At 44.1% G+C, this 13,938-nt stretch carries 14 protein-coding genes; 8 read left to right on the forward strand and 6 right to left on the reverse strand.

From position 1 onward, the window contains the following. Positions 1 to 191 precede the first annotated feature (191 nt). The 3 genes from F6K57_RS14040 to dxs form a co-directional block, all read right to left on the reverse strand. Entirely contained in the window at positions 192 to 809 is a 618-nt protein-coding gene (locus tag F6K57_RS14040; protein WP_293041402.1) for a L,D-transpeptidase, read from the reverse strand. Positions 810 to 899: 90 nt separating this feature from the next. Then, positions 900 to 1,961, reverse strand: a complete 1,062-nt coding sequence (mtnA, locus tag F6K57_RS14045; RefSeq protein WP_293020624.1) for an S-methyl-5-thioribose-1-phosphate isomerase — start codon at positions 1,959 to 1,961, stop codon at positions 900 to 902. A gap of 93 nt (positions 1,962 to 2,054) precedes the next feature. Then, the gene (dxs, locus tag F6K57_RS14050) at positions 2,055 to 3,962 is read right to left on the reverse strand and encodes a 1-deoxy-D-xylulose-5-phosphate synthase (RefSeq protein WP_293020622.1); all 1,908 of its coding nucleotides are present in this window, start codon (positions 3,960 to 3,962) and stop codon (positions 2,055 to 2,057) included. An 89-nt stretch (positions 3,963 to 4,051) separates the two neighbouring features. On the opposite strand from dxs, the gene F6K57_RS14055 reads away from it, so the two are divergent. The 5 genes from F6K57_RS14055 to F6K57_RS14075 all read left to right on the forward strand — a co-directional run bounded on the left by F6K57_RS14055 (position 4,052) and on the right by F6K57_RS14075 (position 10,915). Then, positions 4,052 to 5,647, forward strand: a complete 1,596-nt coding sequence (locus F6K57_RS14055; RefSeq protein WP_293068501.1) for a histidine kinase dimerization/phosphoacceptor domain -containing protein — start codon at positions 4,052 to 4,054, stop codon at positions 5,645 to 5,647. Further along, positions 5,647 to 7,209: an ATP-binding protein gene (locus F6K57_RS14060; protein WP_293068504.1), complete on the forward strand. Its 1,563-nt coding sequence runs from the start codon at positions 5,647 to 5,649 to the stop codon at positions 7,207 to 7,209. The genes F6K57_RS14055 and F6K57_RS14060 overlap by 1 nt, the downstream gene beginning before the upstream one ends. Positions 7,210 to 7,319: 110 nt before the next feature. Beyond that, a complete protein-coding gene (locus tag F6K57_RS14065) occupies positions 7,320 to 8,930 on the forward strand; it encodes a DUF2079 domain-containing protein (protein WP_293068507.1) in 1,611 nt (536 codons plus the stop codon). A 127-nt stretch (positions 8,931 to 9,057) separates the two neighbouring features. After that, positions 9,058 to 9,237 carry a hypothetical protein gene (locus F6K57_RS14070; RefSeq protein WP_293020614.1) on the forward strand — a complete coding sequence of 60 codons (180 nt, stop codon included), beginning with the start codon at positions 9,058 to 9,060 and terminating at the stop codon, positions 9,235 to 9,237. A gap of 46 nt (positions 9,238 to 9,283) precedes the next feature. Further along, positions 9,284 to 10,915, forward strand: a complete 1,632-nt coding sequence (locus F6K57_RS14075; RefSeq protein ID WP_293068510.1) for an Hsp70 family protein — start codon at positions 9,284 to 9,286, stop codon at positions 10,913 to 10,915. A 189-nt stretch (positions 10,916 to 11,104) separates the two neighbouring features. On the opposite strand, the gene F6K57_RS14080 is transcribed toward F6K57_RS14075, so the two are convergent. Both F6K57_RS14080 and F6K57_RS14085 read right to left on the reverse strand, forming a co-directional pair. Continuing rightward, on the reverse strand, positions 11,105 to 11,317 hold the full coding sequence (locus tag F6K57_RS14080; RefSeq protein ID WP_293068513.1) for a DUF433 domain-containing protein: 213 nt from the start codon (positions 11,315 to 11,317) through the stop codon (positions 11,105 to 11,107). Positions 11,318 to 11,373: 56 nt separating this feature from the next. Continuing rightward, positions 11,374 to 11,586: a hypothetical protein gene (locus tag F6K57_RS14085; RefSeq protein WP_293068516.1), complete on the reverse strand. Its 213-nt coding sequence runs from the start codon at positions 11,584 to 11,586 to the stop codon at positions 11,374 to 11,376. A 94-nt stretch (positions 11,587 to 11,680) separates the two neighbouring features. On the opposite strand from F6K57_RS14085, the gene F6K57_RS14090 reads away from it, so the two are divergent. The 3 genes from F6K57_RS14090 to F6K57_RS14100 are packed head-to-tail and all read left to right on the forward strand — an operon-like array spanning position 11,681 to position 12,848. Then, a complete protein-coding gene (locus F6K57_RS14090) occupies positions 11,681 to 12,025 on the forward strand; it encodes a hypothetical protein (protein ID WP_293068519.1) in 345 nt (114 codons plus the stop codon). Positions 12,026 to 12,067: 42 nt separating this feature from the next. Continuing rightward, positions 12,068 to 12,679: a Uma2 family endonuclease gene (locus F6K57_RS14095; RefSeq protein WP_293068522.1), complete on the forward strand. Its 612-nt coding sequence runs from the start codon at positions 12,068 to 12,070 to the stop codon at positions 12,677 to 12,679. 34 nt (positions 12,680 to 12,713) lie between these two features. Continuing rightward, positions 12,714 to 12,848, forward strand: coding sequence for a hypothetical protein (locus tag F6K57_RS14100; RefSeq protein WP_293068525.1), 135 nt, complete (start codon positions 12,714 to 12,716; stop codon positions 12,846 to 12,848). 45 nt (positions 12,849 to 12,893) lie between these two features. On the opposite strand, the gene F6K57_RS14105 is transcribed toward F6K57_RS14100, so the two are convergent. Next, entirely contained in the window at positions 12,894 to 13,937 is a 1,044-nt protein-coding gene (locus F6K57_RS14105) for a hypothetical protein (RefSeq protein WP_293068528.1), read from the reverse strand. Position 13,938: the final 1 nt, after the last annotated feature.

The raw sequence follows: 13,938 nt of genomic DNA on the forward strand, positions 1-13,938 counted from the left end.
GGAGATGGGGAGATGGGGAGATGGAGATGGGGGAGATTTTATTAAGGGTAATTATCCGGAAATCATATAAGTTTCTATCGGCAGTGCGATCGCGTTATCAGGGGTAGGTTGCTGAGTCTCAGGTTCCCTGAGGAACCTGCCTCAATCCCCAGCACGAGGATTACTCGCGCCGGGGGAGTTGTCAAAAATAACTATTCCTGTACCTTTACAGAAGTTCCCAAAGCCACTCTGTTATACAAAGCTTTGACATCATCATTACGCATCCGGATGCAACCGTGAGACACTGCTTCTCCCACCAGTTCCTCAGCATTGGTACCATGGAAGCCGATGTAGTTTGTTCCATCACTCCAAAATGCCATCCACCTTGGACCAAGAGGGTTTTCTGGTCCTGGAGCAACGATTTCACCAGTTATAGGATGCTTCCAAACTGGATTTTGAACCATCTGTGTCACTTGGAAATTGCCTGTAGGGGTTTCCCAACCAGGCTGACCGATGGCAACTGGATAACTGGCTTCGAGTTTATCTCCTCGATAAACATAAACACGACGCTCACTTAGTTTAATCACTAAACGAGGGGTATTATTAAAGAAATCTTCCTCTTGCCGCAGATAGTGATTGACTTCTTCGAGAGGAGACAATTCTGGTGTTTCAACCCTTGGCAAAAAGCTTTCATAGCGAATTTCTTTCCAGTTAGTGAAACTAGTATTGGTTAGATCAGCGGCGGCGGTGGCTACCTCTGCGTATAATAACGGGATAGCTACACTTAAGCCACACACAATTAAGCGTTGGGTGGACAGTTTTCCGTTCACGATTTCCTCTTAGCTATTTGATATTTTATGTTATTTTAATTGATCATTTTAGTTACCCCTACTCCCTACTCCCTAAAACCAAGATAGATGTCACACTGATTGCTTAATGTTAAGTTGTGACAGCTCACTGGGGGCAACTGCACCTTTTTCAGTAATAATGGCAGTAATTAACTCCGCCGGAGTCACATCAAAAGCTGGGTTATAAAATTCCACTTTAGGGGGACAAATCACTGTCTCCCCAATCTGATAAATTTCTGAGGGGTGACGTTCTTCAATGGGAATCTCTTGGCCTGTAGATAGCTGAAAATCAATGGTTGAGATCGGAGCAGCCACAAAGAAGGGTATCTGATGAGCTTGAGCAATCAGGGCTAAACTATAGGTACCAATTTTGTTAGCCGTATCCCCATTGGCAGCAATTCGATCAGCTCCCACTACAACCGCATCAATTAGCCCTTGTTTCATACAATGGGCGGCCATGCTATCGGTAATTAAAGTAACGGGAATACCTTCTTCGACGCATTCCCAGGTCGTTAACCTAGCACCTTGCAAGCGGGGGCGGGTTTCGCCAGCATATAATCTGGCTAATCGCCCATCCCGCCACGCCGAACGCACCACTCCCAAGGAAGTACCATACCCAGCGGTTGCCAACGCTCCTGCATTACAATGGGTCAGAAGACACAGTTTGTCGGGGGTTTTCGGTAATACCTCTAATCCGCGATCGCCTATGGCTTGACAGGTTTGTAAATCCTCCAGCTGAATTTGTTTAGCTGTTTCAAGTAAGGAAGCTTTAATCTCTTCTACTGTCCCGATCGTTTCATAGGCATTTTTAAGCATCCGCATGATTGCCCAAAACAAATTCACGGCTGTAGGACGAGTTTGCCGCAACTGCTGCGCTACAACTTCAAGCTGTTCAAGGAAAGCCTTACGTTCTTGAGTTTTAATCTCTCTTGCGCCAAGGTAAATGCCATAAGCCGCTGCTACCCCAATAGCTGGTGCTCCCCGAACAATCATAGTTTTAATCGCCTCAACCATATCTTCACAGCGACTGATTTCTACAATGGCATATTTTTTGGGTAAGCTGTTTTGGTCAATAAGGATAACTCGGTCGTTTTCCCAAACAACGGGATACACTTGGTATGTGGATGAATTCATCGAAAATCTGTATATTGTTAATTTCTATATTGTTAACGGTTAACGGTTCCGTTAACCGTTAACCGTTAACTGTCAACTGTTAACATTCATAGATTAACTAACACCAGAGGGCTGTCTATTAAAGAATGCTTCCCTGATCTGTTCAGCAATTTGAGAGCCAGTTAGCCCCAAATCAGCTTTTGATTCATCGGGCTTGGCATGATCCACTAATTGATCCGGTACACCAAAGCGCTTGAGGGGAACTAATATATCATTATCCATCAGTGCTTCTGCCACCGCTGAACCAAAGCCACCCATTAAGCACCCTTCTTCTAGGGTAACTACACGACCAATTTTCTGAGCCAAGGGGAAGATTAATTCTGTATCTAGGGGCTTGACAAAACGAGCATTAATCACCGTTGTTTCAATACCATGCTCGCTAAGAATTTCAGCGGCTTGCATGGCGGTGTAAACCATACTGCCGTACCCTAGCATTAACAGGTCGTCACCATTACGCAAGAGTTCTGCTTTACCAATGGGTAGGGCTTCCCAACCATCTTCCATCAGGGGAACGCCATAACCACTACCCCGAGGATAGCGCATGGCAATCGGACCATCGGTGTGGTTTACTCCTGTAACTACCATACGTTGCAGTTCAGCTTCGTCTTTGGGAGCCATAATTACCATATTGGGAATGCATCGCAAATAGGCGATATCATACATCCCTTGGTGAGTAGGGCCATCAGCACCCACAATTCCCGCACGGTCGAGGCAGAAAAAGACCGGTAGGTTTTGGATACAAACGTCGTGAATGATTTGGTCGTAAGCCCGTTGTAAGAAGGTGGAGTAAATAGCTGCAACTGGCCGCATTCCTTCACAGGCTAGGCCAGCCGCTAGGGTGACCGCGTGTTGTTCCGCAATCCCCACATCAATGTATTGGTTAGGGAGTTTTTCTTGCAATTTATTCAACCCTGTCCCAGTAGCCATAGCTGCCGTGATGCCAATGATTTTGGGATTATTCTGAGCTAGTGTGACCAGGGTGTGGGCAAACACTTTGGAATAGCCGGGGGGTTTGGGTTTTTTAGCGGGAAGCGCTTTACCCGTAGCTAGGTTGAAGGGACTTTGGGCATGGTAACCCACTTTGTCCGCTTCTGCGATCGCATACCCCTTGCCCTTCGTAGTTGCCACATGCACCAGCACTGGTCCATCTAGCTTGTGGGCGTTGGTAAAGGTGGAAATTAACTCCTCTAGATTGTGACCATCCACCGGTCCGATGTAAGTAAAGCCAAGTTCTTCAAATACTGCTCCGACCTTAGGTACAGCTAAACGCTTCATCCCTTCCTTGAGCCGTTGCAAGTCTGGGGATAAAGACTCACCGACAAAGGGGAGATGTTTGAACTGTTCCTCCAAATTGTCAGTAATAAACTGCATTGGCTCAGAAAGCCGCACTTTGTTGAGGTAACGAGGAATAGCCCCCACATTGGGGGAGATGGACATCTCATTGTCATTGAGCACCACCAGCAGTTTAGTATGGGGTAAATGTCCTGCATGATTGATGGCTTCCAAGGCCATGCCACCGGTCAGAGCACCATCACCAATAACTGCTGCAACTTTGAAATTTTCCCCTCTGCGGTCTCGGGCGAGGGCCATACCCAAAGCAGAAGAAATACTGGTGGACGCATGACCTGCTCCAAAGTGATCAAACTTATTCTCGCAGCGCTTTAGATAACCAGCAATACCATCTTTCTGCCGTAGGGTATGGAATCGGTTATAGCGCCCCGTGAGCATTTTGTGGGGATAAGCTTGGTGTCCCACATCCCAGACTACCTTATCATAGTCAAGGTCAAGTGTTTGATACAGAGCTAGGGTTAATTCTACCACTCCCAAGCCTGGCCCTAAGTGACCACCACTAGTAGCTATGGTTTGGAGATGTTTCTCGCGAATTTGACGGGCAATTTCCTCTAGTTGACGAATCGATAGACCGTGCAACTGATTTGGATGAGTAATTTCACTGAGATGCATACCGTCTCTTTGAATTGCTACTGGATTGTGTTAATGTTTATCTTTCGACTCCCTAAAAGTATCCAATAATTTGGCGCTTCAAGGGTTATATGGAAGCTAAAGATTACCTGAAAAATGGCATTTCTGGTCAATTTTCCATTGTAAATTTTCCTGGCGACCAGCAGCCCCTCACCATTGCTCCCGATACTCCAGTAACGGAAGCGATCGCTACGATGAATCAAACTGGAAGGAGCTATGTGCTGGTAGTACAGCACCAGAAATTGGTAGGAATTTTTACAGAACGGGATGTGGTCAAAGTAGCAACAGCTGGAATGGTACACTCAGGGGTTTCCATTGCTGATGTGATGACTCAAGAGTTAATTACCTTGCCCATCATACCGACACCGGACATTTTCTTGGTAGAGTCCCAATTACGTCAACACCAGATTCGTCACCTACCCCTAGTGGATGAGCAAGGTCAAGTAGTACGTGTGGTGACCCCCCACACCATGGCAGCAATCCTCTCTGCTATCGTGACTAAGGTCGAAGACTTACAGCAACAGTTGACTCAAAAAGAAAGGGAATTAGTGGCAGCTAATCAGCGATGGCAGCAGGAAGTTGCTGTCAATCAGCAGTTTGAGGAGGAATTGGGGGAAAATGAACATGCTTGGCAGTTGAGCCAAGAACGTCTTGAGAGTATTCTGGCTGACCTAGAAGCAGTGGTATGGTCTTTTGATCCTTCGATTGACAAACTGCTTTATCTTAACAGTGCTACCGAGCAAGTCTATGGTCGCAGTATCACTGAGTTCTTCGGAAACTTACGCCTGTGGGAATCAGTGGTTCACCCAGACGATCTCGAAACCTATCAACTGGCAGAGCAAACCCTGCTGTCAACTGGTGCCAAAGATATTGACTACAGAATTTTGCGACCGGATGGAGCTGTGAGTTGGATTCGCCATCGTGCTCACCTCCTCAAGGATGCTAATAACACTCCCACTCGGATCTATAACATAGCCATCGACATCACACAGCTCAAACAGGTCGAGGAAAACCTCAAAGCTACCCTAGTTGAGAAAGAGGTGCTGCTCCAAGAAATTCACCATCGGGTCAAAAACAACTTACAAATTGTTTCTGGCTTGCTACACTTGCAATCTGTGACAATAGATGAACCCCAAACCCGACTACACCTTTCGGAAGCTCGCCATCGCCTTGAAGCCATGGCTCTAATTCATAAGAAACTTTATGGTGCCTCAGTGATAGGCAACCTGGATGTAGTCGATTATATCCAGAACCTAGCCGTGAACTTACTGGTAGCTTATCAAATAACTAGCGATAGGATTCAGTTGCACACCACTATTGAACCCATTCCGCTCAGTATTGATCAGGCCATCCCTTGCGGTCTAATCATCAATGAACTGGTATCCAATTCCCTGAAGTACGGGTTTCCCAATGGACGCTCTGGTGAGATTCACATTGAATTGCACCGTAGCGGGGACGATGACGTTGAATTGATTGTCCGAGATAATGGAGTTGGTTTACCAGAACAGTTAGATTGGCGTAATACCCAGTCTTTAGGATTATCGTTAGTTTATGACCTGGCAACGGAGCAACTAGAGGGGAGTATGTTTCAGGGCCATAGCGAGGGCACAGCTTTCAGAATATTATTCTCAACACCAACAATTGTAGAGGCAATAGGACAACAATAGTGGTTACCAGGGTGTTAGTTGTAGAAGACGAAGTTATTGTTGCTAAGACAATTGCTAGCCAGCTTAAGCAACTGGGGTATATGGTATCAGCTACTGCTTCATCTGGCTCTCAAGCCATTACCAAAGCCGCTCAAACTAAGCCTGACTTAGTGCTGATGGACATTTTCCTCAAAGGCAAGATGGATGGTATTACTGCTGCTAGGCAAATCCGTGAACATTTACGTATTCCTATCGTCTATTTAACTGCCTATGGGGATGAAGATACCTTGCAAGGGGCTAAAGTTACCCAACCCTTTGGTTATGTGACCAAACCCTTTAACGACAGAGACTTGCGGGTTGCTATTGAAATTGCTCTCCAGCAATACCAGATGGAGCAGTCGTTGCAGAGCAGCCAAGCTCAGTTGTCATCCATTTTAAACTCTATCGATGATGCAGTTATTGCTACCACGACCCAAGGTATCATTACCTTTATGAATGCTCCCGCTGAAGCTCTGACTGGCTGGAACCAATCCGAGGTATGGGGGCGAGATCTGACCTCAGTGTTGCCAATTGTTAATGATCTGACTGGTAATCTAGTCAAGTATCCCCTAGATAAAGTAATCAAGACCGGACAAGTTGTCTATCTGGGCGAGCATAACTCTTTGATTACAAAGGATGGTGGTCGAATTGCCGTTGGTAATAGTGCTTCACCCCTAAAAGACCAACTGGGAAACGTGAATGGAGTAGTGCTGGCGTTTTGGGATATCAGCGAGGATCCTCAGACAGAAATGTTAGAGCAGGTGTTGGAAAAAGAGCAAGAAATCCAAGATTTCCGCTCCCAGTTCGTCTCCACCGTTTGCCACGAATTCCGTAATCCCCTCAGTGTGATCCTAACTGCCGCTGAATTACTTAAGCGCTATGGTAATCTGGCCACTCAGGAGCAAAAGCAGCGTTATCTAAAACGAATTACTATTTCAGTAGAGCGCATGACTGAGTTGATGGAAGAGGTGTTGCTAATCGGTCAAGCTGAAGTAGGTCGGCTAGAATTTATTCCAACTCCGATGAACTTAGAGCAATTCTGCCAGGATTTAATTGCAGAACTATGCCTAGATGAAGCCAGCCGCAACCGGATTGTTTTTACCTCTGACGGGGCCTATACAGAAGTCTGTATGGATGATAGACTTATACATTACATTATAACTAATCTGCTTACCAATGCTCTGAAGTATTCTCCTTCTCATGAAATCGTGACCTTTCACCTAACTTGTGATTTGAAAGAGCAGTTGGTTGTGTTCCGCATCCAGGATAAAGGAATTGGGATTTCTGAAGCAGACCAAAATCAAATTTTCGAGTCTTTTTATCGAGCAAAAAATGTGGGAACAATTCAAGGGACTGGTCTGGGATTATCGATTGTGAAACGCTGTGTGGAACAGCATCAGGGAGAGATTGAACTGACTAGTCAATTGGGCGTTGGTACAACATTTACGATTAAAATCCCCATAGTAAGTAATGGGGAAGTCAGATGTCAGACGTGTGACGTGATAAGTGCTGATTGGCAAGGGCTCGGGAGTAGTAGCAATTAGCAATTACCTTTGTAGGGATTTAGTTCGGGTGTGTTTAAAACAAGAGTAGTTTTAAAAAAGCGAAACTTTATGTATGGAGCTTAATACCAAGGACAAATGACAAAGGACAAATGACAAAAAAACCTGGTTTAAAACTTGTTATTACTGCGGCGATCGCATTTTTTTTATTCACCTTAATTTTTACTCTACATCGACACTATACTTTTTATTCTTCCTACGATCAAGGAATTTTTAATCAAGTCTTCTGGAATGGCAGTCACGGTCGCTTCTTTCAGAGTACCCTTTCATCCCAACTGTCTACTAATGTAGTTCATAATGGGGAAGTTCCAAATGTATATTACCACCGATTAGGGCAACACTTTACTCCCGCGCTATTACTTTGGTTACCGTTATATGCTTTGTTTCCATTTCCCGCTACCCTAACGGTTTTGCAGGTAACCTTGGTAACAGCTGCTGGTGTTGTTTTGTATATCCTGGCCAGACAGTATCTGCAACCGATGTTAGCAGCAATGATTACGGTTAGCTTTTACTGTGCTAATGCTATTCTCGGTCCGACCTTAGCCAACTTCCATGACATCTGCCAAATTCCCCTGTTTGTGTTTGGGCTACTGCTAGCTATGGAAAAACGCTGGTGGTGGCTGTTTTGGTTGCTGGCAATTTTGATTTTAGCTGTGCGGGAAGATTCCGGGATAGGTTTGTTTGGTGTGGGATTCTATTTAATTGTCAGTCGGCGCTATCCTCGCATTGGTCTGGCAGTTTGTACCCTCAGTTTCGGTTACATACTTGTCTTGACCAATCTAATTATGCCTATATTTTCGGAAGATATTTCTCAACGGTTCATGATTGAGCGTTTTGGTCAGTACGCTGATGGGGATGAGGCGTCTACTCTGGAGATTATTAAGGGTATGCTGACCAATCCCTGGCGTTTACTAGTAGAACTGTTTACTCCCTTTTTTGGTACCATTCAGTATTTATTAGGTCAATGGTTACCGTTAGCATTTATACCAGCTATTGCTCCCGCTTCTTGGTCTATTGCAGCATTTCCCTTGCTCAAACTCCTGTTGGGTAAAGGTCAATCAGTGCTTGCGATTAATATCCGCTATGCGATGACCGTAGTACCTGGGCTATTTTATGGCGCGATACTTTGGTGGTCAGCTCATCCCCAATTTAGTGAAGCTGTGATCTCTGCTAGGTCTAAGTTTCGGCGCTTTTGGATTTTTTGTCTAACCCTTGCGGTAGTGTTGACCATTACCTCTAGCCCAAATCGAACCTTTTATTTCCTGCTTCCGGATTCCTACCAACCCTTTGTATATGTGCCGTTAACGCAACAGTGGTCTCGTGTAGGGTCGATCCGGTCATTACTGGCTCAGATTCCTGCAAATTCTAGTGTCTCAGCTACTACCTATCTAGTGCCTCATCTGTCAGGACGTCGGGAAGTCATCCGCTTAGGGGATTTACAGTTGCGCAATGATAATGGCGAGGTGGTGAAGGTGGATTATGCGATCGCAGATTTATGGCGGTTACAACGCTATCAAATTGCCTTTAAGCATGATGGTCAGCGGTTGCGCTCCTTAGTTAACATGATTGACCGGGTCACCAAGACTAACGAGTATGGCATCATTGGTTTTAAAGATGGTGTGATTTTGATGCAAAAAGGAGTAGCATCTAATCCAGAGGCGATGGCAGCATGGCTAAGCTTTAGGCAAGAGTTGGAGGTCTAAAGGGAACAGGGAATAGGGAACAGGGAACAGGGAGTAGGGAACAGGGAGTAGGGAGTAGGGAACAGGGAACAGGGAGTAGGGAACAGGGAGTAGGGAACAGGGAATAGGGAATATGGGATTAAAAATTATGACAATTCCGATAGGGATTGCTAAAGCGTCTTCCTGGGTACAGCTCCGGTTATTAGACCTCTTGCAAAAGTATTTTTATGATAGTGTTTATGTCAATTCTTGTCCACTGTTCCCTGTTCCCTGTTCCCTGTTCCCTACTTCTGCAAGAAGTCTATTGAGTAGTTCGGCCATAAACTGATATTTAATAATAAAGAATATCAATAAGATCAGTTCAATAAACATTAATGCCTAGCACCAGTACTACCTCCTACGCTATTGACTTTGGCACGAGCAATACGGTAATCACTCGCTGGAACCCTGTCACGGAAACGCCAGAAACGATCACGTTACCAGGACTTGCTCTGCAACTTAGTCAAAATCCTCCCTTAATTCCCAGTTTGGTGTATGTGGAAGATGCTGCTCAGGGTAAGGTTATGGTTGGACAGGCAGTACGCGATCGCGGATTGGACCTTACCAGTGACCCTCGATTCTTCCGCAGCTTCAAACGGGGGATTGGTGCTGAGGTTCAGGGATTTCTGCCAGAACTGGATGGCACCGTGATCACCTTTGAACAAGTTGGGGAATGGTTCCTCAACCAAATTATTGAAAATCTATCAGCCCTCCAGTCCGAGGCGGGGGATTCTGCGATTGAATCGGTGATTCTGACTGTGCCTGTGGATAGCTTTGAAGCTTACCGCCATTGGCTTAGTGGCATCTGTCAATCGTTGCCAGTGGAACAGGTGAGGATGCTGGATGAACCGACAGCGGCTGCCTTGGGCTATGGTATTGCCGAAGGGGATACTCTGCTAGTCATAGACTTTGGTGGTGGCACCCTGGATTTATCTCTGGTGCAGCTGAATCAGGAGGCTCAAGGGAATAAAAAACCTCTCGGGTTTATTCTTAAGTGGGGGCAAAAGTCCTTTGGTGAAGAGTCTAGCCAGAAGGTGAAGATTGCCCGTGTGCTGGCGAAAGTGGGACAAAACTTGGGTGGGACAGATATTGATAACTGGCTGGTGGATTATTTTGTGGAAACTCAAGGGTTAATGCGATCGCCTTTGACTACTCGACTAGCAGAACGCCTGAAAATTCAACTGTCTGAGCAGTCTGAGGCCACTGAAGTCTATTTTAATGATGAAACCTTCGAGAGTTACGAACTAAAACTAGACCGGGAGACCTTTGAAACTATTCTCAAAGAACACCAGTTTTTTGATACCCTTGATGATAGGATGACGGAAGTGCTGCAACAAGCAAGACGCAGCGGTATAGAAGTGCCAGATATAGATGGTGTCTTGTTAGTGGGTGGCACGGTGAACATCCCAGCAGTTCAGGCATGGGTAAACCAGTACTTCGACTCAAGCAAGGTTCGTTGCCAAAAACCCTTTGAAGCGATCGCAACTGGCGCACTTCAGCTCAGCCAAGGTATCGAAGTCCAAGATTTCCTCTACCATAGCTACGGAATTCGCTATTGGGATAGACGGCTAAAGCGTCACAACTGGCACTCTATAATTAGAGAAGGACAGCCTTACCCCATGAGTGAGCCAGTAGAACTATTCTTAGGAGCATCCGTAGAGAATCAACCGAGTATAGAGCTAATTTTAGGAGAGTTAGGCTCCCAAACTGGTGGCACAGAGATTTATTTTGAAGGCGATCGCTTGATTACTCGTCAGTTAGGCCAGGGTCAAACTGCTGTGCAACCCCTCAATGACAGGGATGGGGCAAGAAGTGTGGCTAACTTAACACCCCTGGGCAATCCCGGAAGCGATCGCATTAAACTCCAGTTTCAAGTTGATGCTGAACGTTACTTGAGAGTTACTGTTGATGATTTACTCACTAATGAAACCTTATTGGCAAATCAGGTAGTAGCTCAATTAAGTTAATTGGTCAGATCATGTTTGCTTGAATACTTATAAATAGTAGTTAATAGGGAAAAGGGAACAGGGAACAGGGAATAGTGCGTAGGGTGCGTCGTGCGTAGGGTGTGTTAGGAGCGGGCTTGCCCTCATGTTAAACTTCGTAGCGACTGTTACAACAGCCCGCTCCGTAACGCACCACCCAAGGGCTCGCTCCTAATTGCGTCGTGCAGCAAAAAGCAAACAACCTTGAATATCTGGCAGTTCCAAATCGGGGAAATCTTCTAAAATTTCAGTAACACTAACATTTTCAGCCAACATTTCTAAAATATCGGTCACTCGAATTCGCATCCCTCGAATGCAGAGACGACCACCACACTGACCAGGGGTTTGAGTAATGCGAGCGATCAAGCTGGTTTTTGAATTCATGAGGGTGTCTACAAGTTGCTTTGTTTGTATTTATTTTAGTTACCGCTATTCCTGAATCAATCGTTTAATTCAGCTATCACATCATCAACTGTCCCTCGAAAAACGTTACCTTGTTTATAGTCTTGGTGAGCTTTAGTAATATTAACAGCGATTTCTTCTCTTCTTTGTTCAATTTGTCTATGTCTAACAATATTAATTAAATCGCTCTGTTCCTCTAAAGAAAGAGCGTCAATCATTTCTAAAATTTGATTGAATTGACTTATTTGCATATTTTTGACTCTTTTAAGCTACGGGCGATCGGATTATGAGTCCGATAGAGTTATTGTAACTCACAATAAAAGATAAAATATTAGGGTAACAAGTGTGAAAATCAAGGGTTTTGGGTGGTGCCTTCCTTATAATCAATCGGTTGAAGCAGCAGATGTTGATTACTTTGAAGGCACCCTACAATACGCTAAGCACTATTGCCTCTTATCTCTTCCCTGTTCCCTGTTCCCTGTTCCCTGTTCCCTAAAATTTGTACCTCACCTAATTGAGAGGTTGTCTGAGAAGTCTCATTTGCTACATCCAAGCCCCCTAAATCCCCCAATTTTGGGGGACTTTTACCAGCAAATTGATTCTTGTTCCCCCCAGAATTGGGGGGCTAGGGGGGCAAAATTCAGTATCAAAAAACTTTTCAGATATCCTCTGAAAACCGCTATAGTTTAATTAGGTTTTGATAACAGTACGGTTTTAGTAGGAGATCCCTCTATGATTCTATCAGCAACCAAAACCGGTATCAGTCCAGAAGAATTTATTGCTCAGTATGGAGACGATCAACGTTACGAACTCATTGATGGAGAGCTAATTGAGATGGAACCAACTGGCCCCCACGAGCAAGTAGTGGCGTTGATTAGCCGAAAGCTTAATGTAGAAATAGATCGTTTAGATGTACCTTATTTTATCCCACACCGTTGCTTAATTCAGCCCTTGGAAACCTTCAACGCTTTCAGACCAGATCTGGTTGTGCTTGATGAAGGAGAACTAATCAACGAACCACTTTGGGCAAGGGAACCAGTGATAACTCTGGGTACTACTGTAAAACTTGTGGTTGAAGTCGTTAGTACAAACTGGCAGAATGATTATGCTCGTAAGTATGAAGATTACGAAACTTTGGGAATTCCAGAATACTGGATTGTAGATTATCTCGGTATTGGCGGAAAATACTTTATTGGTAGCCCCAAACAACCGACGGTAACGGTCTGCTGTATGGTAGATGATCAATATCAAAACGTAATGTTTCGTAGAGGGGATTGTCTCAAATCTTCGCTTTTTCCTAATCTTAAGTTATCTACAGATCAATTATTTATAGGGCTGCGCTGAGGCAAGGGGAAAGGATCTCTAGTTTGACCCGGTGGTGCGTTACGGGCCGGGCTGTCTCAACCGATATCAACAGGGAGAAAATCAAGGGGAGCCCGTCCCTAACACACCCTACGCCAATATTGCCTCTTATCTCTTCCCTGTTCCCTGTTCCCTGTTCCCTGTTCCCTAAAATTTGTACCTTACTTAATTAAAAAATTTGTAAATTAGATAGCTTCTAGTTTTCCGGAATAACCGGCAAATTCGGTAACTCAGTCTTGATATAACCTCTGTAATAAGAACTCTCCAAATAGGATTTAAATTGCAGCATATCTATCTGGTTGACTTCTAGTGGAACTCCACCAAAATCAATAATGGCTTCTATCGGTACATCCTTAATCAAGCTGTTTTTTACATAACCACTACGATTACTACTGAATGTACCCAATTTAACTTTTGTAGCTACATATTCTTTCCCTTGCTGAAATAGTCTACTTCTTGCAGAAGAATTGCGATTAGAATATAAACGCAACTGAACATTTTCTTTGGTACTTGTAATTAATATAGCACAACTTATTGATTGAGTACTTGAATTTATATTGGGAGATTTTTGGCAATTTTTAAATTGATATATAATACCTTTACGTTCAAATATTTTAGGTTTATCTTGAGTAATTATAGTGGGTGGAACTGTCGGAGTTGGTGAAATTTCTGGAGAAGGAACAACAGGAGGTGGACTGGTTTCTATTTTAGCGATTTTAGCATTTAATTCTTGATTTATATTCTCTAGTTTATCATTTTGTATTTCTATTTTTTTTAGTTCATATTGGAGATTTTTTAATTGTATATTAATCTCATCATCCTTAGTAATTTTAATTCCTACTAATTCGGGAAACTTTGTCACAATAAATTTTCGGACTTTATACCCTCCAAAGGCAAATAATGGTGCTGTAACAATGATTAGGATTAAGGCAAACTTAAAAGAGTTTTGCCATGTCTGCGTTTTCGATTCTCTATCCATTGGTTCACACACCTCATCAATATCATTTTCAATAAGTAGATCAGATAGTTCTAAGTCCGTTAAAATATCCATCACCGCTGTAATGGGGATTCTTCCATGCAGCTCATTTTTACGTTTGGAAAGCCGTTTTACTAATTCTTCTAATTGCTCTTGGGTTAAGCTATTATTTTTGGTAATTCTTCCCTCCAGCTTATCTTTCCGTTTGGAAAGCAGTTGTATTAATTCTTGGCATTGCTCTTGGGTTAAGCTATTTTTGCTCATC

This window comes from Moorena sp. SIO4A5 (assembly GCF_010672005.1).
GTDB lineage: Bacteria > Cyanobacteriota > Cyanobacteriia > Cyanobacteriales > Coleofasciculaceae > Moorena.

What these genes read in the sequence shown, in the direction of transcription:
- mtnA (WP_293020624.1), bottom strand. Translation starts at nt 1,961, where the DNA reads ATGAATTCATCCACATACCAAGTGTATCCCGTTGTTTGGGAAAACGAC.
- dxs (WP_293020622.1), bottom strand. Translation starts at nt 3,962, where the DNA reads ATGCATCTCAGTGAAATTACTCATCCAAATCAGTTGCACGGTCTATCG.
- F6K57_RS14055 (WP_293068501.1), top strand. Translation starts at nt 4,052, where the DNA reads ATGGAAGCTAAAGATTACCTGAAAAATGGCATTTCTGGTCAATTTTCC.
- F6K57_RS14065 (WP_293068507.1), top strand. Translation starts at nt 7,320, where the DNA reads ATGACAAAAAAACCTGGTTTAAAACTTGTTATTACTGCGGCGATCGCA.
- F6K57_RS14070 (WP_293020614.1), top strand. Translation starts at nt 9,058, where the DNA reads ATGACAATTCCGATAGGGATTGCTAAAGCGTCTTCCTGGGTACAGCTC.
- F6K57_RS14075 (WP_293068510.1), top strand. Translation starts at nt 9,284, where the DNA reads ATGCCTAGCACCAGTACTACCTCCTACGCTATTGACTTTGGCACGAGC.
- F6K57_RS14080 (WP_293068513.1), bottom strand. Translation starts at nt 11,317, where the DNA reads ATGAATTCAAAAACCAGCTTGATCGCTCGCATTACTCAAACCCCTGGT.
- F6K57_RS14085 (WP_293068516.1), bottom strand. Translation starts at nt 11,586, where the DNA reads ATGCAAATAAGTCAATTCAATCAAATTTTAGAAATGATTGACGCTCTT.
- F6K57_RS14095 (WP_293068522.1), top strand. Translation starts at nt 12,068, where the DNA reads ATGATTCTATCAGCAACCAAAACCGGTATCAGTCCAGAAGAATTTATT.
- F6K57_RS14105 (WP_293068528.1), bottom strand. Translation starts at nt 13,937, where the DNA reads ATGAGCAAAAATAGCTTAACCCAAGAGCAATGCCAAGAATTAATACAA.